This is a genomic window from Aetokthonos hydrillicola CCALA 1050, assembly GCF_017591665.1.
GTDB classification, from domain to species: Bacteria; Cyanobacteriota; Cyanobacteriia; order Cyanobacteriales; family Nostocaceae; genus Aetokthonos; species Aetokthonos hydrillicola.
In genome coordinates, this window is record NZ_JAAKGC010000052.1 from 33,061 (window position 1) to 53,419 (window position 20,359).

Consider the following 20,359-nt stretch of genomic DNA (forward strand, 5'->3'; position numbering starts at 1 on the left):
GTACAAGACTTTCTAAGAACCGAAATCATTAGTAATACTCTCACTACTCTGTTTACGATCTCCTGAATCTTAGATGACTTCTACCAAAAAAACTAATGTAAAATTCGAGTGAGTACTGAGAATGACTAATAATATTAAAGAGCAAATTAAAGCAGACCTCCAACAAGCCAAACAAACTGGACAGTTAAGATCAGAGCGAGTCAGAGAAATTGTAAAATCGGCAATTTCTCAAGTAGTATCTGAGTTCAAAGAAGGCTCTACTGAACTACGTACTCTTGTAAAAGACGCTGTTTCTACCGTGATAGAAAACTTACAAGAAAAAGGTAGTGAAGTAAAAGAAGAAGTGACAGCTTCAATTGAAGGAGCATTAGAAGCCGTTAATACTAAAAGACACGAAGCTATTGTTAAAACTCAAAACGAAGTAAAGCTTTTACAGGCTAATTTAGATGAGCAAGAATCACAAATTCAACAAGAAGTTGACGGTATCCTAACAGAACTTCAACAAACAAGTAAAGACACACCAGCTAATACTAAAACTATTATTGATTCAGCAATTAATTCTGTTCAAAACAGTGAGGAGGTAGGATTGTTGAAAAAACGCTATGCTCAATTACAAGCACAGCTAGCTATCGTTAAAGCTAACTTAGCTGCTCGTTATGGTGGACGCTCTGTTGAAGTTAAAGAGTATTTAGAAGATGCCAAGAATTGGGCTAATCAAGCACGCCCACAAGCTGAAGCTGTGGTGACGCAAGTGCAACAAAAAAGCTCGCAACTAGATGAGAAGCTTGGTGAAGCTGGTACTTCTTTAGCTAAGAAAGAGCGTCAGCTAAAACAGATATTGCGGGATTTACTCCAAGCTGCTGCTGATGGCTTAAAGGATAAGGAACACGTTAATAAATGATCTAATACAAATTCTCTAAAATAGACCAGCGAATACTGTAGGGGCGAACGCCGTTCGCCCCTACATCCTTCTTTACCAAACCCCTATTCGGTTATCTCATCTACTTCTTAAGGCTTAGTATATTTCACCCTGATCCATTCTTTCTTCGTACTTAGCAATAACCCAAATTGCATGAATACTACCGGGAAGCCAGCCCAAGAAAGTCAGTAAGATATTAATCAACAAAGTGGGACCTACTCCAACTGTTAGGAAAACACCTAAAGGAGGTAGAATAAGACCGAGAAGAAAACGAAGTAATTTCATGGTATTTCTGCTACTTTTTTTTAACTATTTTCAATTTCATTGTCTTGAATAAAGCCGAGTCTAGAACTCCATCTGAGGAATTATCTTGGTGTGTGACTCCTGTACAGAAGGAATTCTCGGTGTCTGTGCATCAATATGCTGTGTTCTAATTAGAAGGCAATTGAGTTTTGGAACTAGAAGGCAGATCAGTATTGGTTTTTACGCTATCACTACCTGTTAGAGCCAGATTTTTCTCAGCAAAGTAGTTATTGATGAAAGTACCAGCAAACGATAATACTACTGGACCTAGAAGAAAAGCGATTATTCCATGAACGCTGAACCCTGGAACCAGAAATGCTGCTAATGCGAAACAGATACCGTTAACTACAAGCGAAAATGCTCCTAGGCTGACTATATTAAGTGGTAAAGATAGAGCAGATAGGACTGGTTTCACTGAACCGTTGATTAAGCCGATCGCCAAAGCAGCAATGACAGCAGCTGGAAAGTTAGCAATATTAACGCCTGGAACGACCAAATCAACAATCAACAGGCTTAATGCTGTGGCGATCGCAGTTAAAAATGTTCCCGTCATGTTTTTTCCCCCAAAAACAGAGTATAGATACTTTTAAAGCTCTATTCCCATGTTCAAAGATGTGCTGTGCTTTCAACCTCTCTAGCAAGGCATATTTCTCTTATGCCATTTGGTTGTTTTTATAGTAAAGAGACGATTGATACAAAACTTGTTCTTGATGAGTTTCTAAAGTGCAATCAGATAAAGGGTAAGCGACACAAGTTACAATGTAGCCAGCTTCGGTTTCACTTTTACGCAAAAACTTTTGCTCACTTTGATCAACTTCTCCACTCAGAATTTTAGCAACACAGGCAGAACACTCACCTTGTTTGCACCCTGATGGAAGTCTGATCCCCTCATCTTCAGCGATGTCTAGAATATACTGATCGTCTGGAACTTCAATAGTGCGATCCAACCCAATAGCCTGATTAATTAATCTAACTTGATAAACTGCCATTTCCTGTCTTTATTGCCTAATTGATTTCATCGACAAACTAATCCGCTTCAACTTCTCGTTAATTTCCAGCACCCGCACTTTCACAACTTGTCCGACTTTAACAATTTTCTTTGGATCATCCACGTATCTATCAGCAAGTTGAGAGATATGTATTAAACCATCCTGATGCACCCCAATATCAATGAAAGCGCCGAAGTTAGCGACATTAGTCACAATACCTTCTAATTCCATGCCAATTTTAAGATCAGAAATTTCTTTAATATCGTCTTTAAAGGTGGCATACTTAAATTCAGCCCGTGGATCTCTACCTGGTTTTTCTAGTTCACTGAGAATATCACGCAAGGTCGGTTCGCCTACAGTGTCAGTGATGTATTTCTTGAGGTTAACTTTATTCAGCTTTTCCGCAATCTGGGTGATTTGAGTTAATGGTATGTTGAGATCTGAGGCGATCGCTTCCACTACAGGGTAACTCTCTGGATGTACAGCTGTGTTATCGAGTGGGTTATTACCACCACGAATACGCAAAAAGCCCGCCGCTTGTTCAAAAGCCTTTGGTCCCAACTTTGGAACTTTTAGCAGTTCTCGACGATTTTTAAACACGCCTTGCTTATTACGATAACCGACAATGTTGTTGGCGACTGTTGGCGTAATTCCAGAAACAGACACCAAAAGTTCTTTTGAGGCTGTGTTTAAGTCTACACCAACGAAGTTAACACAGCTTTCTACAGTTTCCTCTAACTTCTTCTTCAACAACTTCTGATCCACGTCGTGTTGGTATTGTCCCACCCCAATAGATTTGGGATCAATTTTCACCAGTTCAGCGAGGGGATCTTGTAAACGACGACCAATACTAATAGCACCGCGAACAGTAACATCTAGATCAGGGAACTCCTCAAGCGCGACTTTGCTGGCAGAGTATATGGAAGCACCTGACTCATTGACCATCACTTTAATTGGCTTACGTTCCACATTTTGCAAAACCTGTGAGACAAACTCGTCTGTCTCCCGAGAAGCTGTTCCGTTACCAATAGCAATTAAATCAATATTGTACTTTTCAATCAAACTTTTAAGAGTTTGTGCAGCTTTTAGCCGTTGTTCAGCAGCTTGGTGAGGAAATATCGCCTGGTATTCTAAAAACTTTCCTGTTTGATCAAGTACCACAACTTTACACCCAGTCCGAAAACCAGGATCTATCGCTAGTGTTGGCTTCATTCCTGCTGGAGCAGACAGCAACAACTCCCGTAAATTAGCTTCAAAGGTTTTGATCGATTCAATATCTGCATATGTCTTTTTCTCGGAAATAACTTCAGTCATCAAGGAAGCTTTCATCAAGCGGTTAAATGCATCTTTGATCATCGCTTGATAAAAATCACGAATGGCTCGGACTTTTGTCTTTATTTCCTGAGATTCTAGGTAAGAGAGTACAAAATCTTCATCAAAAGCAATTTGAAACTGTAAAACCCCTTCAGCTTCACCCCTACTTAGTGCGAGCATATTATGGGGTGCAATATTTTTTACCCGCATTTGGTAATTTCGATACATCTCGAACTTAGTTGTTCCTTCGGGATGGTCATTCTCTTTAATATGAGAAACAAACACCCCTTCCTCTAAAAGGTAGTCGCGTAGGTAAGCACGTAGTTCAGCTTTTTCCGCGACTTCTTCAGCCAGGATATCAGCAGCACCTTTGAGCGCATCTTCTGCTGTTTTGACGGCTTTTTCTTCAGAAATATACTTTGCAGCTTCCGCTTCTAGTGACGCTGGTGGAGCATTCTTGGTGTTTAGCGACTTGATCCACTCGGCTAAGGGTTCGAGTCCTTTTTCTCTGGCTATTGTGGCGCGAGTGCGTCGTTTCGGACGGAAGGGGAGATATAGATCTTCTAGTTCAGTTTTTTGTAAGCAGGATTCAATTTTGGCTTGTAGTTCTGGGGTGAGTTTTCCAAGTTCTGCGATCGCGTTCAAGATCACCGATTTTCTTGCTTCCAATTCTGTGAGATAAGTATACCTATCTGCTAGATCGCGCAATTGGACTTCATTCATTTCACCAGTGCGCTCTTTGCGGTAACGCGCAATAAAGGGAACAGTTGATCCCTCTGCCAGTAGTTCCAGCGCGTTTTGTACCTGATAAGGTTTGAGGTTTAGTTCAGTTGCGAGTAGTTCAGGAATATTTAACATTGGTGTGTAAATTACATAAATAGTGCAAACACACAGTGTTAAGCTAGTTTAGCAAAGGATTTCACAATTGTTGATAAATTTAGGGGCTTGTACCTTTTTCTTTCCCTGCTAAGAGCTCTCTGTTCCCTGCTCCCTGTCTTGGTCAATTTTTTATTCAGCTAAGAAGCGTATACTTCTTTAAAAAATGTAACAATTAAATCTTAGAGCTAACAGGTATATTTGCAGTAACCAGGCTATGAGTGTAAATATGCAAACACTATGGCAAAGAATCGATGCACAACTTGTGCGTCACGAACAAACTAAATGTGTCACACCTCCCAGAGTCGCATCTGACGAGGAGATTTTTGAGGTTGAACAGTTACTAGGAGTCAAGCTTCCTGACGAACTAAAACTATTTTATCAAAAGTTTAGTCATGACTGGGCTTGGCGTCTTGGGCGCTGGATTATTCAACCTCTACCAGATCTAGGAATTCTGACAGACACAATGTCAGAAAAAATAGTTTACGACAATCTATTTGTAGATGATGAGCAATACTGGAATCCCAAATGGATTGATTTTGCTGAAGATTTAGAGGGTAAGAAGTTTATGTGTTTGAATTTAGATCGAGAGGATGATGCTGAAGAATTAGCGGAACGGATCTTCTTTGACGTAGGAGAAGTTTTTGAGTTTGATATTGAAGAGGGTTGTGTTTTACGTAAAGGAGTGAGTTTTCTAGATTGGTTAGAAAATTTACTAAGTGAACTTGAAGCACAAGCTCAGACTTTTGAGATGCAAACGAAAGAGTAACTTGTTAATTTTTCTTAAGAGAGAATACACCTGTTGATTCTCCAGGTGCTCTAATATGCTAAAGCTTGGGAAAAATAGTTACTCAATATCGTTTTGCCATGCAATCTACCCCCCAATCTCTCAATAGAGTTCTTGCTTCGGGTGATTTACGCCGAGTGCATCACATAGCCTTAAATGTTCGTGACATGGAAGCTTCGCGACACTTCTATGGAAAGATACTAGGCTTGCACGAATTAAAAGATCAGGAGGTTCCCGCAACTCTTATAGACTTAGTAGCAGAGGGAAAAGTAGCTAACTTTGTTACACCCGATGGTACTATACTAGATTTGTTTTGGGAACCCAACTTATCACCACCTGATCCAAACCCAGAACGCACTTTTACCAGAGCTTATCATCTAGCTTTTGATATAGATCCGCAGCTATTTGAATCCGCCCTCGAAGTGTTACGACAAAATCAAATAATAATTGCACATGGTCCCGTCACACGTCCTACTGGGAGAGGAGTGTATTTTTATGATCCTGATGGATTTATGATTGAGATTCGTTGTGATCCAGAAGTTGCGTAAAAATGCTACAAACATTTCAATTGATCGAACAAACAATCAAGAAACCACCGATCCCACACGATCCAAATAAGCAGTCGCTAAAAGCATGGGCTATGTATTGTCTCAGAGACAGAGGTTTTAAGGTAGTCTATGCTGACAAGGCTGACTTTGCGATTGAAACTAGGGGTGCGGAAAAGTTGTATTTTAAAGTTTCGACCACAACAGATAATTTAGATAATAAATTTAACTGGATAGTGTGGGATAGTGCAACTCAAAGTGCTAGCTTGGTATTGCCTGAGTCTTAAACATCACATTTTGTTAGTGAGAATTGTTAACTATTTTAGGACTTACGCACTATACAAATTGGATATTATGTGCATTAAAGAATAATGGTTGTTTCAAACCTGTAGGGGCGAATGGCATTCGCCCTTACAATGGGCGGGAATACCCTCATTTTGTCGCCAAATTCTGAGTAGAGAAGTTATTACGTCCAATCGCATATCTGATAGTTTCTGTCAATGCGTAAGTCCTATATTTGTAACAAGTGATCTTCGTAGTGCGTAGGCATTACTCTTTATGCAGTAGCTAATCGGACTTTGTACTCTGGCAATTGGGATTGTCAGAGTGCGGATTGTTGCGAAAAGCGATCTGCCTTAGGCGGCAGCGCTTCGCTATCGCATGATTGTCGACAGTAATCGAGAGAAATGTTCACCTTGCAAGACAACTCGTTGGAGTACTAGAGGTAGTGTTGGATACAGAAGAGATGAGGGTGACTTCTCCTTTATCATTAAACACCCAACCTGTGGCAGGCACAATTTCTACGGGTTTAGGTTTGATTTTAGCAGCGTGTGTCTTAGGTTGACTTTGGTGTGCTGTAGTAGTTGGGAGGCGAGTGTCTGACCATCGCCGTACTCTGCGAGAAGCCAGAGGCTACGCCCCTAGGGGTGATCTTTGTTTCTCTATTTTAGAGAATTGGTATTAGATTCGTGTATCCATCGCCAGCCGCAATGCACATGCTGACTCCTGAATTCTTTCCTAAACTGGCTTTTGGAAAATCATGATATGTTGCTGCGGTAGCACGTTGTTAGTTTCGCGCCAAACCAAACCAGCAGCTTGCATTTCTTTGCGTGCTTGTTTCTGAGTCATCTTGTGTAGAGGTTTAATCATGATAAAAGGATTCTCACCTCGGTACTCAACTAGCACAACTCTACCACCTGGTTTGAGCGATAGCGAAGCGCTGCGGCGAAGCGCCGAACGCGTAATTCCTTGAATCATCTCTTTAGGGTAAGAAAACTCATGATAAGCATCCACCATCAATGCCAAATCAACACTCTCAGGTGGTAAGTTAGGGTTCGATTCACTTCCCAAAACAGATTCAACATTGGTGATGTGTTTCTCTTTTTTAATAGAGTCAATTATATTTAACATTTCTGGCTGAATATCAACAGCCAGAACTTTTCCTGACGTTAATAGGGGTGCAATGCGAAAGCCAAAAAAGCCTGTACCAGCACCAATATCAGCTACGACGTCATTAGGTTTAAGGTTGAGGGCTTTTATCAATTTAGTTGGCTGTTCTTCAGCTTCTCTAGTTGGTCGTTCTAGCCAACCAGCTGCTAAGTGTCCCATAACTTGAGCTATTTCCCTACCCATGTAAACCTTTCCGATACCATCTCGACTATGGACAGGTCGTTGCTCGTAAACACTGGTAGATGAAGAAGCTACTCCTACTGTACTACCAGGATTAACCAGTAAGTAGGACAGCATTCCTAGAATAGCCACTACAAAGGTTATAAAAATGTATTTATATTTTTGATTTGTGTTCATTTCTTGTACACAACGACTTAGCAAGTCGCTCTCAAAACTTAAATCTCAAAGGGCTTTTCAGGACGATTGTACCAATCTCCCTGGAAACGCTCACTAACAAACGGTCTAACGATAAACTTAGGTGGGCAAGTGTCTTGAACATCAATTCGTACAAAGGAGTAAGGAAATCGCTGCTGTATATCGTAACCAGTACGACCGATAAAAAGTTCTGAAACAGCAACTTTTCGCTTGTCATCACCAGCAGCATCTTTAAAAGTTTCCATTAACTCTGATCCCTGATCCCGTTGTCGTCGAGGAAGATGACCACTACCACCACTAATAATGCAGTTAATGTTAGAGTCAGCGTGTCCTGTATTAGTTGTGCGAAGATATTCAAAACAGTGAGCGTGTCCATTCAAAATTAAATCAACAATAGATCGTCCTTCCGTCAAGGAACCAAGAGTATTAGCAACCTGATCAAAAACCAAACGCAGATTATGACGAACTGCTAAAGTTTGTGCTTGATACCACTTAGTTGCTTCGGTGACATAGGGGGGATGGTGGAAATAAATGATACGCCCGCGAACTTCTTTCGTATTCCACGATTCAATCAGTCTGTCTCGTAGCCAGTTCAGTTGTTCAAAGTCGGTAGTAGGGACATTATGAGGTTCGAGTTGTTTTTCTATGTCTATTTTGATTTCATCAATTTGGTTTAATCTGGCTTTGAGAACATCGAGTTTTTCTGCTTCTTCTGGAGTATTTGGGTTTAGTTGATTCCAAAGTGACAAAATTTGCAGTTCTTCTTGTTCTATCTCATGCTGACGCTTTTGTAGTTCGCGGCGCTTTGTTTCACCCTCTTTGTTTGTAGGGAGAGGTGATGGTTCATTAAAGGTATTAGAATCAAGAGCAAAAAAATCAATACCACCGTAACGGAAAGTATAATAGCGGTTGGGTAAGCGGGTGAACTGCCCAGGTTTGTAACGCAAACAGCGTCCTGTGTCAGTTTTAGCAGTATAATGGCGATCTAAGTGTCGTTCTAACTGTTCACCGGGTGCGATCGCCTTTAAGTAATCTAAAAATGCTTGTGCGTAGGCGTCACCTTGATATGATCCATGCCATCCAATCTCAGAATTTTTATAGCGAAGCAGACGACGCAGGAGCGATGTACTTCCAGCAAACAAGCGTGACATCAGTGGTACATCATAATAATCATGATTCCCAAGCACCGGGAGAATTGGCACTTTAAACAGCATTCGGTTATAGGGAATACGTTTGAAGTTTTCGCCTCCCTCCAAAAACTCACGGTAAGGTTCCATAAAGTTTGTTTGGTAATATTCTCGGGAACCCACGACATAAATCACATCACCTGTGTGTAACACAAAACTGCACTTATTAAGGTGAGGAAGCATCAATTCTGCGATTTGTCTTTGAGGGTGACGTTCGTAAAGTGGCTTTGTACCAGTATCACCTATGACCATAAAAGAAAATTCTGGATTATCCGATTTTCCATCGTCCAAAACCATAGAGGTTTGGTCAATTCCTCTTTGGACAAAACTCGGATGTAGCCACCGCACCCGTTCCTTCATCTTTTGAATTTTTACAGGAATTGGTGAATCAATTATAAATTGCATAGGGAATTAGGGGTTGGGTGTTGAGTGTTAGAAAAAACGACTAACAACTATTATTTATCAAAAAGAAGTCAGGAGTCAGAATTCAGGAGTCAGAAGAATAAATGCTGGTAAAAACCTCATCCCTTGTGGATGATATAAGAGTTAAAACTTTTCTTAAAACACCATCCCTTTATGGGCAGTGTATTCTGACTCCTGACTCCTGAATTCTGAATTCTATTATTTATAGCCAGCAGCTTGCAATGAAAACAGTGTCGCATAGCGTCCTTTAGCCTGCAACAATTCCTCGTGGGTTCCTTGTTCTAGAAGTTCTCCAGCTTCAATAACTACAATTTTATCAGCCATCCGTACTGTAGAGAAGCGATGGGAAATAAGGAGTACCATCTGATTTTTGGTAAGCGTGTGAAAGTGATTGAAAATGTCAAACTCAGCTTGAGGATCCATGGCTGATGTTGGTTCATCTAATACTAGAATATCAGCACTACCTCGCATAAAAGCACGAGCAAGAGCAATTTTTTGCCATTGACCACCAGAAAGTTCTTGCCCTCCCTTAAACCATTTACCAAGCTGTGTGTAGAAACCTGTTGGTAAATTTTCAATAAAAGGTAGTGCCATTCCTTTTTCTGCTGCAATTTCCCATTGAGTTGTGTCTTCCATACGCTCCACATCCCCTACACCAATATTCTCTCCTACAGTGAACTGGTATCGAACAAAGTTCTGGAAAATCACACCTATACGTCGCCGCAATACATCGATATCCCATTGTTGCAAATCCAACCCATCTAGTAAGATTCGACCGGAGTCTGGGATATAAAGTCGCGTTAGTAATTTGATTAAAGTCGTTTTACCAGAGCCGTTTTCACCAACAATTGCTAGTTTCTCTCCTGGTTTAAGGTGTAGAGAAATATTTTTCAATGCTGGTTGTGAACTACCAGGATAAGTAAATGATATATTCTCAAACCGAATACCGTCTCCGGGACGTAAGCCTTTGGTTGCTTTCCCTTTTGGTTGGGGAACTTCTTCTTCTAAAAACTCATAGAGGGTGGAAAGATACAAATTGTCTTCGTACATCCCTCCAATAGAAGTCAAAGCACCGGAAAACGTTGACTGTCCCTGACGGAATACCGTGAGATACATTGTCATGTCTCCCAAAGAAATTTGACCTGCAACAGTTTCAACTACGATCCAGGCATATGCTATGTAGAAGGTGGCAGTGCTGAGCAAACTTAGGATATATCCCCAGAAACCCCGTCTTAACGTCAATTCACGATCTTCGTGATAAAGTGTATCGAACAGGTTGTGATAACGTCTCAGAAGCATGTTCCCTAACTGGTAGAGTTTCACTTCTTTAGCGAAGTCTTCTCTTGCAAGCAGTGTTTCGAGGTAATGCTGATGGCGGGTTTCTGGTGCACGCCAGCTAAAAAGACGAAAGGCTTGACCTGCAAATTTGGTTTCGGCAAAGAATGCAGGCATGGCTGCTATTATTAGTATCATCACTGCCCAAGCTGAGAATTTCACAAGCAAAACGCCATAGGTTACAAGAGATAAGGCACTTTGTACTAAACCGAAGGTGCGAGTTACTAGTGACAAAGGGCGAATTGAGGCTTCTCTTCGTGCATTGCTCAATTTATCGTAAAACTCTGAATCCTCAAACTGAGTTAGATCCAAAGTTAGGGCTTTTTCTAAGATGAGAACGTTTACCCGTTGAGCAAGTAGCATCCGTAAGAGGGATTGGCAAACGCTGAGTCCTCTTTGACTACCTGCTAAGATGCAGACCGCGATCGCTTCTAATCCTACATAAAGTAACGGACGATAACTATTGACAAAAGCGCTATTATGTGAATTAATTTGATAAGCATTCACCACAGTATCAACAATTAACTTGCCGATATAAGCTATGACTGCTGGTAAAAGACCAGCTATTAGAGTGAAAGCTGCGAACAAAATTGTGAGTGATCTATTAGTAGTCCAAACCAAGCTAATAGCCCGCCCACTGTAGCGGAAAACCGCCATGGATTGACGTAAAGCGTTACGTTTTTTAAGAATACTCATATTCTTTATTATAGCCGACACATTTCTAAGGTGATGGCCATAACAAAAATGTAGGTGTGGGGTGTAGGGTGAGAAAGAAGTAAGGTTTGAAGCGTCGCAATAAAGTGAGCGAAAGATCCATCTCTATACGGTTCGGTTGAAACCCCACCCTTTGTGGGTAGCTTTATATTTTCCCTATACCCTACACCCCACACCCTATACCCTATCCTCGTTTAACACTTTCAAAAGACGATCAATCTCTTCGAGTGTGTTGTAATGCACAAGCCCAATCCGCACTAAGCCGCCACTATCTTCAACACCCAACCTCTGAGTAAGACCAAGAGCATAAAAATTACCGTGCCAGACGAAGATCCCGCGATCGCCCAACTTCTTAGCTGTGGTGTAAGGTGTTTGCTGCGCCAGTCGGATTGCAACCGTTGGAGTTCGCCAAGCAAAGTGAGCGGGATCACTAATTCCATAGAGGGTTAAACCTGGAATCTGCAATAATCGAGCAACTAAATATTTGGATAGTTCAGTTTCGTATTGCTGGCAGGCATCCATTGCGGTTATAAGTGCCTCTCGTCGGTTGTTAACAGAGGGAGAAAGACGATGACCAAGTGCAGCTAGATAGTCAATCGTGGCTAATAACCCTGCAAGTCCCTCATAATTTTGAGTTCCAGTTTCCCAGCGCGACGGCACCTCATTCGGGGCTGGGCGCAATTTATAAGGATGAAAACGTTCGAGATGTTCACGCTTTCCATAGAGTATACCAACATGGGGGCCGAAAAATTTATAAGCAGAACAGCTCAGAAAATCACAATCAAGCGCACGCACATCAATCGAAGCGTGAGGTGTATAGTGAACCGCATCTACAAAAACCAGAGCGCCAAACTCATGGGCGAGGCGCACCACAGTTGAGATGTCATTGATTGTGCCAACAGCGTTTGATGCATAACCAATTGCAACCAGCCGCGTCCGATGATTAATTAATTGTGCCAAGTGATTCATATCTAAAGTGCAGTCATCTGGCTTGATCCTGACCACACTCACAGTTACACCTTTTTCCTCTAAAGCACACCACGGTGAAACATTACTATCGTGGTCGAGTTGTGTTACCACAATTTCATCGCCTGGTTGCAGTTCACGCCCAATGGCTCTACTCAATGCAAAAGTAAGAGTGGTCATGTTGGCACCAAAGACAACCTCATCACCATCGCATCCTAGAAAATCAGCGATCGCTGATCGTGCAGCCGTGACTAGGGCGTCTGTACGTATACTTGTAGCAAAAGCCCCGTGAGCATTGGCATTTGATTTGAGCAAATAGTCGCTCATCGCGTTTACCACAGATATTGGCACTTGAGTCCCACCAGGTCCATCAAAGAAGATTACAGATTGACCATTTATTTGTTGTGTCAGTGCGGGAAACTGCTCACGTACCCAATCAAGAGGAATAGACATCATAAGCTTTAAATCTCGGTAAGATTGAATTTTGGAGTCTCCCATAAGTTTTCTCAAGTTATCCCCACACCCTACACCCCACACCCCACACCCTCTGAGTTTTCAAGCGGCGGCAATTAATCCTGGACATGTCAAAACAAATACATCCCGGTTGCCACTTGTAGAAGCTGCGACTTTGATTGGAGAAGTATAGTGGAAAAATTGGCGATCGTCGAAGACTAGCAAATCACTCTTGTTGAGAATTTGATTAAAAACTGGTGGTTCATTTTTTAATTTGTACAGATGGGTTTCTCCACCTTCAATGCATTCTCGGCTCACACAAAATATCCCTATCAAGTCCACTCCATCTCTATGAATCCCTTCGGGAGCTGGGTTACCAATCGTTTGGCTGGAGCTAGTCGTTCTAATCTGATGAACACCAATTTGGTCAGAGGTGGAATACAGTTTACAAAACTCAAAAAACTCCCAGATAATTTTTTGAAAATCTTCTAACTCTACCAGAGCATCATCTATTTCTGGATATTCTCTGACAACATTTCCTAAGAGCGGATTATATTCTTTACTTTGAAACAAGCGGCTATGTGGCAACTTAATTAAGCCATTGGAACTGATTTTGAAGTGAGATAATCGCCTAAATCGATAATTTTCTTTCAAATAAGGATCAACGGGAAGATGCTCAAAATACGTCCCTATTTTATCTAAATTGATAAAATCTAGTCTTGTTAACAAGTAGTTGATAGATTTTTGAGCATCAAGCATAAATAATTCTTCTGAGTTGGTCATAGAGGCTTAAAGAAACTTAGTTCTTTATTGAATAGGTTGTGAGTGGCGCTTAACTAGTACAGCGCGGCGTAAATAAGCATACCATTCAAAATCTCTGAAAAGCCTACGCTGTATTCCTAACAGAATTTTGAATTTTGAATTCCGCCTTGCGGTACTAGCTTTTATGGACAAGATTTCTCAGGACAAAACTTAAAGCCTAATAAAATCTAGCTCTCCGAGTTCAGATCAAAGTAAAAAATAAAAGTACCATGACCAACTAAGGTATCGGTTAACCGATACCCAATAGTTGCCAGTGTGACTTATATTCACTAAGCAATTTTAAATATAAAAAAAATGGTTAATCTTCAGTATTTATAATGAAAAATCAAAAGATGATTTTTCACGAGAGAGGTTGGATGCTTAAGTCGTTAGACTGAATTAATTAAAGAAGGGCTGAAACATCCTTTTGTCGTTGGAATTGAACCCTACCCACTAAAAGTATGGAGTTGCACCAGATGAGCTACTATCTCAATCCATCTTTGTGATGTACAAATCAGTAGGGGCGTACAACCGTACACCCCTAGACAAGTATCTGTAGCATTCTTTTTTCAATATCCTAATAATCGCGTAAATTGCCTCAGTAACCAAAGGAGACAGGAAAAGAGCTTCCCTAGAACAAGGATTTGACAATATAATCGGAGAATTACTAATTCGTAATCCGTAATTAAAAGTTCAATTCCGTTAATTTATGGATGGAATAAAATAAATATTTTTATTATTTCAAGCCCTGCTGCTCATGCATAGGCTAATAATTAGGAATTACGAAACAGGAATTGCAAATCATTTGCATCGTCGAAAAGTGTTGAGCCAAATAAATTTTGTAAGAGTTACTCTATCCTAATCCTAGCAGTAGGCAGTTACATCTTCACCACATTCATCTGCAAGATAACATAACGCTTTGAAACGCAGAGTGACGACTTGCTCATACAAAGGATTTAACTTACACATTGGTGGAATGTGGAATAACTTGCGCCCAAAGAGTTTGATATCTCGTTCAAAAGGACATTGAGCAGGAATGAGTTTGCATAAGAAATGAGCTAGTTTAGCGTTATGAATTTCTTTTGAATCTAACCACTGGCGGACTGGGTGTAGTAGATCATTGTGTACCGGGATTTGAGTAAAGCTTGTCATAATTTTTACCTCATTATTGTTTTGTTTGTTAACTTTTAGCTGGTGTCTATAACTATATAGACCTGAGTTTTATTTGCTTATGCAGCTATGGGTTCTAGGTTTTTGATAAGGTGTACTGGATTTATCTCCACGTCTCTAACTACAAACCCAAGACTCATCATTCCAGATCATGTTCCTAGTATTTTTGTTTTCTTGTATTTCTGGAGCAACAAATACGCCCAAAGATGCATCCAGCAAAGGACTATACCACTAGTTGAAAGCATTAATGCCCATAATATGGCACGTAAGCACTTGCGGCCGGGTTGTTTTAAGATTACAGGTTGCTCTGTATAACTCTAATACGAGCATACGATGCCCGCACCGCTTTCGTTTAGGCAGTTTTGTCCAGGTTTTCGCTTCGGGGGTCACCCAGCAGAAGCAGCAATTGATCGAGAACAAGAGCAACAGTGCAAACATTAATAGTAAAACTAGATTAGAAGCACCGTTTGTGAGCTAAAAAGCAACGCTACCTCTGTTGTCGAATTCTGTATTAGCAGGTACAAAAATGTTCTTTTTATTACCAGCTAGAGTTTATAAATGAGTCAAGAGAGTACACGAAGCAAAATTCAATACTTTATTAATAAGTGAAACCACGATGTGTGTGTTACAGGTTAGAAACTTTGGTACAACCAAATGGTACGTTCTGTAATAAAGTAAATTTTAACAATCTACATCACCGCTAATTATACTTTGCGGAATCTAGCGCATGAAAAGAAAAAATTTTAAGCATCTTCTATCGTGGAAGCAAAGTTTCCAATTCCGTACAGCAACTCTGGTTCTATTAGGAATTGTATTGTTGTGTGCAATTGTTGTAACGGCGTGGTTTGCTGGTGAAGGCACAATTACTAGAATTTTTGCTCAAATACAAGCTTTACAAGAAAACCCGCCGATCTGGATAGAAGTACCAATGGTGAGGAGCAAATATTTACTAGCACCTACTTTAGTATTATTTTTAACTGTGTTTGCAGTGATGAAAATTTCTCCTGAACCCCGTGCATGGTCACGGTGGATGGTAATAGGAATTTTGATCATTTTAAGTGTAAGGTATATTCTATGGCGATCGCTCTCGACTTTAAATCTTACAGATCCGCTCAATGGGGTATTTAGCCTAGGTTTATTTTTCCTAGAGATGTTCATGATACTTAGAACCATTATCGAGCTATTGTTAATGCTCAATACTAAGGATCGCAGAGGAGAAGCTGATCAAAAATCTGTAGATGTTATTCGTGGTATCTATACTCCATCTGTCGACATTCTCATCCCCACTTACAATGAACCTGCTTTTATTCTTCGGCGAACAATTATAGGTTGTCAAGCTTTAGAGTATGCTAATAAGAAAATTTATCTTTTGGATGATATGAAACGTCCAGAGATGAAAGAATTAGCTTTGGAACTAGGATGCGAATATTTGACAAGATCGGATAGTCGTTATGCTAAGGCAGGTAATTTAAATCATGCACTCACTAAAACAAATGGGGAGTTAATTGCTGTTTTTGACGCTGATTTTGTGCCAACTACAAACTTTCTCATTCGCACTGTTGGTTTTTTTCAGAATGAGAAAGTTGCTCTGCTACAAACACCCCAAAGCTTTTACAATGGTGATCCTATTGGCCGTAATCTGGGTATAGAAAATATTCTCACTTCTTCTGAAGAAGTATTTTATAGGCAAATTCAACCAATGCGGGATGCAGCAGGTAGTGTGCTTTGTTCTGGTACATCTTTTGTTGTTCGACGCACTCCATTAGTGGCTCGCGGAGGCTTTGTTACAGATTCTTTAAGTGAGGATTATTTTACTGGAATTCGTTTATCTGCTGAAGGTTACAGCTTGATTTATTTAGATGAAAAATTAAGTGCTGGGTTAGCAGCAGAAAACAGCTCTATATACATAACTCAAAACGCACGCTGGGGAAGAGGTACGCTCCAAGGATTTTTTATAAAATCAAATCCTCTGACAATTCCCGGACTTAGTTTAGTCCAAAGGTTAGCTCATTCAGTAGGAATATTCTACTGGTTCACCAGCATATCTCGCCTTTACTTTCTTCTTATTCCCTTCGTTTATTCGTTTTTAAGTTTGAATCCTCTCCGTTATACAACAGCAGAATTATTATATTTTTTCTTACCTTACTATTTGATAAATCTTATAACCTTTGCTTGGTTGAACAAGCAATCAGCTTCGGCTTTTCTGTCTGATATCTACTCTATAATACTGTGTATTCCTTTATCAATAAATACCATTCAAGTTATGCTCAGTCCTTTCGACACAGGCTTCAAAGTCACACCGAAAGGAAGAGTAAATCATCGCTATACCTTTAACTGGAAAATAGCCTTACCCTTAATTATTTTGTTTATCGCCACGGTTGTTAGTCTATGGCAAAGTTTAGAAATGTTTATCGTTAAGGGTGTAGGTGTAAGTTTAGGTTGGATATGGAGTGTTTATAATTTGATATTAATTGGTATTGCTATATTGGCTTTGCTAGACGCTCCTAAAAACGATGTATATGAATGGTTTGATTTACGACGTGTGGTACGCTTAAGTCTTGGCGAGCACAGTTTATGGGGAGTAACTACCAAAATTTCTGAAGTGGGTGCAGAGATAGCACTGACTCAAAAACCCTTTGCTAATTTATTTGTCGATCAAACAGTAGAGCTAGAAATTGCGGAGGAAAATCTACAGCTTTCTGCTGAGGTTGTTTCCACTGGTTTTAATAATGATTTTCCTACAGTGAAAGTTAGATTTGAATCAGTGAGTTTGAGTCAACATCGTTGCTTAGTAGAAATGTTATTTTGCCGCCCTGGGCAGTGGAAAAATAAGAAAGTTCCAGGTGAGTTAAGTTCACTTTTTTTACTGTTGAAAACCTTGATAAGACCAAGGTTTTTGTTTGATAGAAAATTCGATGTGAGGGCGATATCAGTCTCTAAATATTAATAAAAAAGGAGTCAGAATACAGGAGTCAGGAGTCAGAATATACCTACCATCAAGGGATAGTGTTTTAACGAAATTTTCACCACCTGTCTAGTTTATAAGAGACACACTTTTAGGGCTTTACTAATTTAAATAGGGAGTAATGTATGTCTTTATAGACAACTTTTGCTTTTAATTTGGATTTTTTTTCTATTCCTTTTCGCAATTTTTCTGCAGGATTTAGTAAAAACATATTACTAAATTGAGGAATTTTACTAATATTGCTGTCTTTAATAAACTGATATTTCACTTTTGGCTCTAAAAGATAACTGAGTGAAAAAACATTTCCATAATTAATCCCAAAAGTATCACTGATTAACAGTGGTTGAGAACTGTGGTTAATGATTTTAGCTACTTGTGGATTTCCGTAGCTAATAACCTTACTCCACCAAGTTTCTGCTTGAGAACTGACAAAACCCGAAACGACACCACCAATAATTATTAATGCCATAATCGTTTGCCAAATTTGGCGGCGAGATAAATTGCCGTTGTATAGTTGAGTTGTTAGTAGGTAAGCAACAGCAAGTTCAATTCCCAAATAAGAAGGCATTAAATATCGATCAGAAAGCGATCTCGCTCCTCCAAAAATCAAATCTGGTAGCATAAGAGGCAGCGCTGGTATTGCAATTAATGTTATAATAAATAACCAAATTTTTGGATGTGTCGTCCGACAAAGAAAATAAATTGAGTATCCTACGAGAATTAAAAAAATAGTTGTAATTATATAGCTAAAAGGATTTTCAAAGCCAAAATTTAAGTCAAAAAAAATACGGCTTATCTGCAACAGCCAAGATTGAATGACAGTCAGTAAAGGTAACTGCATTGACGTCCAAGCGGTTGCAGCATTAAAGTGAGAAAAGTTAGCCAGCACCACAACAATCCAAGGAGTAAAGCTTACAAACGCAGCTAGTGATGCTAACCAATAAGCTTCGACTGTTTTAGTCCACTGGGATTTTTTCATAGTAAGCACGTAAATTCCGTGCGCGGCCGCAACAAATCCACTTAACAAAAATGTGTACAAACTCAGAGCTAAAGTTAATGCATAAATTCCCCAAGCTAGGATACGTTCTGATTCTAGCTGATGTTTGAAGTCTAAGCGCATTGCTCGAAGTAGTGAGGCGCTAGATAGCAATATAGTGACTACCCACAAAATATATTCTCGTGCTTCCTGAGCATAAAGGAGCTGAATCGGAGAGATTGAAATAAGCGCGATCGCAACTACGGGTAATGATAAGGGCACATTAAATAATTCACGGCATAGCCAATAAGTGCAAGGAAAAACTAGCAAGCTTATTAATGCCGATAAAGTTCTGATTGCTATTACCGAATTGCCAAAGATTTGCGTCCAAACTCGAGCTATCACATAATAGAGTGGAGGATGTTGCGGATCTTCTACTGCTAAAGATCTAATTGTATCACCTAAGCCTTTTTCAGCATTAGGACGCTGAAATTTTGCAAAACTTTCCTTACTAAGAATTTGACCATTTAATAGTTGTTGTTTTACTTCAGCAGCACTGTACCCAGATATTCGTAATGATGTATATGTTTCATCATGCCAGTAAACTTTACCGTCAAGATTATAAAAGCGAAAAAATATCCCCACCACCAACACGATGATAATTACAAAACGTAACCAATTTGGAGCAAGTTTGAGACGCTGCATTGCCTGATTTCTCAATAATTATTCACCCAACACCCTATTCAGGTGTTGCTACACAAACTAAGCCCACCTGCGTCGGCTAGTATATAGCTTGCGCAGGCTGGCTTAGTTAGTATAGCTCCAGGCTTCTAACCTATGAGAATGTTTTTGCTCAATAGTAGATTTTGTAAATGGTTATTTACATCGCCAGTATACTAGAAAAATCTTTCCGGGACTACACGAGCAATCCGATCAAGCGCTATTTGCAATAGTGTTTCATTGCTTAAAGGCTTGTACTCGATATGACGACTGAAGCGTTCTGCATAGCGGCGATACCCATCAACCGTGTTCTTGCTCTTGCCGTGTAACCACATGTCAATGAGTTCCGAGTTAGTAAGGGTAGCCGGTTTCTTCAACATCGCGCCAGGGGCGACTTACCAGAAACTTAGACGGACTACCAATCTTTTGTGCGATCTGCCTCCGAATGGGAGATTCGACGGCTAGCTGGGGGAAATCAGTATTAGATTGCACTTCTAACTAGACTAATGAGTAGAAACAATCAACTAAGAGTGCTAGGGTTAGACATCGCAAAGATGTCAGTGGTTGGGTGCCTGTTGACCGAACAACCATGCAAAAAACGCTTCTTAACTCCAACGTATGTAGTTCATACCTACCAAGCGAATCCTAATAAGAAAAAAAACACAAATGTGGGCGCAGATAGTGATGAACACAAAGTACTTGGTATGAGTGATTTGCTCGCTCTAAAACCGACTGTGGCAGTTTTAGAACCAACAGGGCTAAACTACTCGAAGTTGTGGATTCACCATCTTCAGCTTGCGGGGGTAGAAGTACTGCTGGTAGGGCATGATAAACTGCGTCGATACCGCAATACTGAAGATAAGGTGCTTTCTGAAACACCGACAAAAAGCTAATATGCCTGAGGATATTGAGAGCGAAACCAAACCGCATCTATCTGGACTGCTTTTCACCGTCGAATCAACTAGAGTTACAAAAAAAAGGGAACGGGGAACTCTTAACAGGGAACAGGGAAAGAAAAAAAACGTGACTTTGTGGGTTTAAAGCCCACTTGCAAATAAAGATGTATTTCGAGACGCGCAGCGCTCTTAAATA

Annotated in this window: 19 protein-coding genes; 7 read left to right on the forward strand and 12 right to left on the reverse strand. The window is 40.1% G+C overall.

Annotation, left to right across the window (positions count from 1 at the left end):
• Positions 1–121: 121 nt before the first annotated feature.
• Positions 122–901, forward strand: coding sequence for a GumC domain-containing protein (locus G4P69_RS23045; RefSeq protein WP_208340450.1), 780 nt, complete (start codon positions 122–124; stop codon positions 899–901).
• A 114-nt stretch (positions 902–1,015) separates the two neighbouring features.
• Here G4P69_RS23045 and G4P69_RS23050 read toward each other — a convergent pair whose 3' ends face one another.
• The 4 genes from G4P69_RS23050 to G4P69_RS23065 form a co-directional block, all read right to left on the reverse strand.
• Positions 1,016–1,204 carry a YqaE/Pmp3 family membrane protein gene (locus tag G4P69_RS23050; protein ID WP_208340449.1) on the reverse strand — a complete coding sequence of 63 codons (189 nt, stop codon included), beginning with the start codon at positions 1,202–1,204 and terminating at the stop codon, positions 1,016–1,018.
• Positions 1,205–1,349: 145 nt separating this feature from the next.
• Complete coding sequence (locus G4P69_RS23055; protein ID WP_208340448.1) at positions 1,350–1,775, reverse strand: phage holin family protein; 426 nt, start codon at positions 1,773–1,775, stop codon at positions 1,350–1,352.
• 100 nt (positions 1,776–1,875) lie between these two features.
• A complete protein-coding gene (locus tag G4P69_RS23060) occupies positions 1,876–2,211 on the reverse strand; it encodes a 2Fe-2S iron-sulfur cluster-binding protein (RefSeq protein WP_208340447.1) in 336 nt (111 codons plus the stop codon).
• 9 nt (positions 2,212–2,220) lie between these two features.
• A complete protein-coding gene (locus G4P69_RS23065; protein WP_208340446.1) occupies positions 2,221–4,383 on the reverse strand; it encodes a Tex family protein in 2,163 nt (720 codons plus the stop codon).
• Between the two features lie 235 nt (positions 4,384–4,618).
• Between G4P69_RS23065 and G4P69_RS23070 the strand changes: the two genes are divergently transcribed.
• The 4 genes from G4P69_RS23070 to G4P69_RS23085 all read left to right on the forward strand — a co-directional run bounded on the left by G4P69_RS23070 (position 4,619) and on the right by G4P69_RS23085 (position 6,577).
• Entirely contained in the window at positions 4,619–5,170 is a 552-nt protein-coding gene (locus tag G4P69_RS23070; protein ID WP_208340445.1) for an SMI1/KNR4 family protein, read from the forward strand.
• Positions 5,171–5,268: 98 nt separating this feature from the next.
• Entirely contained in the window at positions 5,269–5,736 is a 468-nt protein-coding gene (locus tag G4P69_RS23075) for a VOC family protein (RefSeq protein WP_208340444.1), read from the forward strand.
• Positions 5,737–5,738: 2 nt separating this feature from the next.
• Positions 5,739–6,020 carry a hypothetical protein gene (locus G4P69_RS23080; protein ID WP_208340443.1) on the forward strand — a complete coding sequence of 94 codons (282 nt, stop codon included), beginning with the start codon at positions 5,739–5,741 and terminating at the stop codon, positions 6,018–6,020.
• Between the two features lie 377 nt (positions 6,021–6,397).
• Complete coding sequence (locus G4P69_RS23085) at positions 6,398–6,577, forward strand: hypothetical protein (RefSeq protein ID WP_208340442.1); 180 nt, start codon at positions 6,398–6,400, stop codon at positions 6,575–6,577.
• Between the two features lie 173 nt (positions 6,578–6,750).
• Here G4P69_RS23085 and G4P69_RS23090 read toward each other — a convergent pair whose 3' ends face one another.
• From G4P69_RS23090 to G4P69_RS23115, 6 genes are all read right to left on the reverse strand, one after another.
• Positions 6,751–7,539: a class I SAM-dependent methyltransferase gene (locus G4P69_RS23090; protein ID WP_208340441.1), complete on the reverse strand. Its 789-nt coding sequence runs from the start codon at positions 7,537–7,539 to the stop codon at positions 6,751–6,753.
• Positions 7,540–7,577: 38 nt separating this feature from the next.
• Positions 7,578–9,149 carry a metallophosphoesterase family protein gene (locus G4P69_RS23095; protein WP_208340440.1) on the reverse strand — a complete coding sequence of 524 codons (1,572 nt, stop codon included), beginning with the start codon at positions 9,147–9,149 and terminating at the stop codon, positions 7,578–7,580.
• 216 nt (positions 9,150–9,365) lie between these two features.
• On the reverse strand, positions 9,366–11,198 hold the full coding sequence (locus G4P69_RS23100) for an ABC transporter ATP-binding protein (RefSeq protein WP_208340439.1): 1,833 nt from the start codon (positions 11,196–11,198) through the stop codon (positions 9,366–9,368).
• 195 nt (positions 11,199–11,393) lie between these two features.
• Positions 11,394–12,638, reverse strand: a complete 1,245-nt coding sequence (locus G4P69_RS23105) for a cysteine desulfurase-like protein (RefSeq protein ID WP_243902269.1) — start codon at positions 12,636–12,638, stop codon at positions 11,394–11,396.
• A gap of 99 nt (positions 12,639–12,737) precedes the next feature.
• A complete protein-coding gene (locus tag G4P69_RS23110; RefSeq protein WP_243902264.1) occupies positions 12,738–13,418 on the reverse strand; it encodes a 2OG-Fe dioxygenase family protein in 681 nt (226 codons plus the stop codon).
• 882 nt (positions 13,419–14,300) lie between these two features.
• A complete protein-coding gene (locus G4P69_RS23115) occupies positions 14,301–14,588 on the reverse strand; it encodes a Mo-dependent nitrogenase C-terminal domain-containing protein (protein ID WP_208340438.1) in 288 nt (95 codons plus the stop codon).
• A gap of 745 nt (positions 14,589–15,333) precedes the next feature.
• On the opposite strand from G4P69_RS23115, the gene G4P69_RS23120 reads away from it, so the two are divergent.
• Positions 15,334–17,553: a glycosyltransferase gene (locus G4P69_RS23120; RefSeq protein ID WP_208340437.1), complete on the forward strand. Its 2,220-nt coding sequence runs from the start codon at positions 15,334–15,336 to the stop codon at positions 17,551–17,553.
• 109 nt (positions 17,554–17,662) lie between these two features.
• Here G4P69_RS23120 and G4P69_RS23125 read toward each other — a convergent pair whose 3' ends face one another.
• Together G4P69_RS23125 and G4P69_RS23130 are read right to left on the reverse strand one after the other, a co-directional pair.
• Positions 17,663–19,252, reverse strand: coding sequence for a glycosyltransferase family 39 protein (locus G4P69_RS23125; RefSeq protein WP_208340436.1), 1,590 nt, complete (start codon positions 19,250–19,252; stop codon positions 17,663–17,665).
• Between the two features lie 191 nt (positions 19,253–19,443).
• Entirely contained in the window at positions 19,444–19,647 is a 204-nt protein-coding gene (locus G4P69_RS23130) for a hypothetical protein (RefSeq protein WP_208340435.1), read from the reverse strand.
• 126 nt (positions 19,648–19,773) lie between these two features.
• Between G4P69_RS23130 and G4P69_RS23135 the strand changes: the two genes are divergently transcribed.
• The gene (locus G4P69_RS23135; protein ID WP_208340434.1) at positions 19,774–20,160 is read left to right on the forward strand and encodes a hypothetical protein; all 387 of its coding nucleotides are present in this window, start codon (positions 19,774–19,776) and stop codon (positions 20,158–20,160) included.
• The last annotated feature ends 199 nt before the right edge of the window (positions 20,161–20,359 follow it).

What these genes read in the sequence shown, in the direction of transcription:
- G4P69_RS23080 (WP_208340443.1), top strand. Translation starts at nt 5,739, where the DNA reads ATGCTACAAACATTTCAATTGATCGAACAAACAATCAAGAAACCACCG.
- G4P69_RS23045 (WP_208340450.1), top strand. Translation starts at nt 122, where the DNA reads ATGACTAATAATATTAAAGAGCAAATTAAAGCAGACCTCCAACAAGCC.
- G4P69_RS23110 (WP_243902264.1), bottom strand. Translation starts at nt 13,418, where the DNA reads ATGACCAACTCAGAAGAATTATTTATGCTTGATGCTCAAAAATCTATC.
- G4P69_RS23060 (WP_208340447.1), bottom strand. Translation starts at nt 2,211, where the DNA reads ATGGCAGTTTATCAAGTTAGATTAATTAATCAGGCTATTGGGTTGGAT.
- G4P69_RS23130 (WP_208340435.1), bottom strand. Translation starts at nt 19,647, where the DNA reads ATGTTGAAGAAACCGGCTACCCTTACTAACTCGGAACTCATTGACATG.
- G4P69_RS23100 (WP_208340439.1), bottom strand. Translation starts at nt 11,198, where the DNA reads ATGAGTATTCTTAAAAAACGTAACGCTTTACGTCAATCCATGGCGGTT.
- G4P69_RS23090 (WP_208340441.1), bottom strand. Translation starts at nt 7,539, where the DNA reads ATGAACACAAATCAAAAATATAAATACATTTTTATAACCTTTGTAGTG.
- G4P69_RS23075 (WP_208340444.1), top strand. Translation starts at nt 5,269, where the DNA reads ATGCAATCTACCCCCCAATCTCTCAATAGAGTTCTTGCTTCGGGTGAT.
- G4P69_RS23065 (WP_208340446.1), bottom strand. Translation starts at nt 4,383, where the DNA reads ATGTTAAATATTCCTGAACTACTCGCAACTGAACTAAACCTCAAACCT.
- G4P69_RS23135 (WP_208340434.1), top strand. Translation starts at nt 19,774, where the DNA reads ATGAGTAGAAACAATCAACTAAGAGTGCTAGGGTTAGACATCGCAAAG.
- G4P69_RS23055 (WP_208340448.1), bottom strand. Translation starts at nt 1,775, where the DNA reads ATGACGGGAACATTTTTAACTGCGATCGCCACAGCATTAAGCCTGTTG.
- G4P69_RS23115 (WP_208340438.1), bottom strand. Translation starts at nt 14,588, where the DNA reads ATGACAAGCTTTACTCAAATCCCGGTACACAATGATCTACTACACCCA.
- G4P69_RS23125 (WP_208340436.1), bottom strand. Translation starts at nt 19,252, where the DNA reads ATGCAGCGTCTCAAACTTGCTCCAAATTGGTTACGTTTTGTAATTATC.
- G4P69_RS23050 (WP_208340449.1), bottom strand. Translation starts at nt 1,204, where the DNA reads ATGAAATTACTTCGTTTTCTTCTCGGTCTTATTCTACCTCCTTTAGGT.
- G4P69_RS23105 (WP_243902269.1), bottom strand. Translation starts at nt 12,638, where the DNA reads ATGATGTCTATTCCTCTTGATTGGGTACGTGAGCAGTTTCCCGCACTG.
- G4P69_RS23070 (WP_208340445.1), top strand. Translation starts at nt 4,619, where the DNA reads ATGAGTGTAAATATGCAAACACTATGGCAAAGAATCGATGCACAACTT.
- G4P69_RS23120 (WP_208340437.1), top strand. Translation starts at nt 15,334, where the DNA reads ATGAAAAGAAAAAATTTTAAGCATCTTCTATCGTGGAAGCAAAGTTTC.
- G4P69_RS23095 (WP_208340440.1), bottom strand. Translation starts at nt 9,149, where the DNA reads ATGCAATTTATAATTGATTCACCAATTCCTGTAAAAATTCAAAAGATG.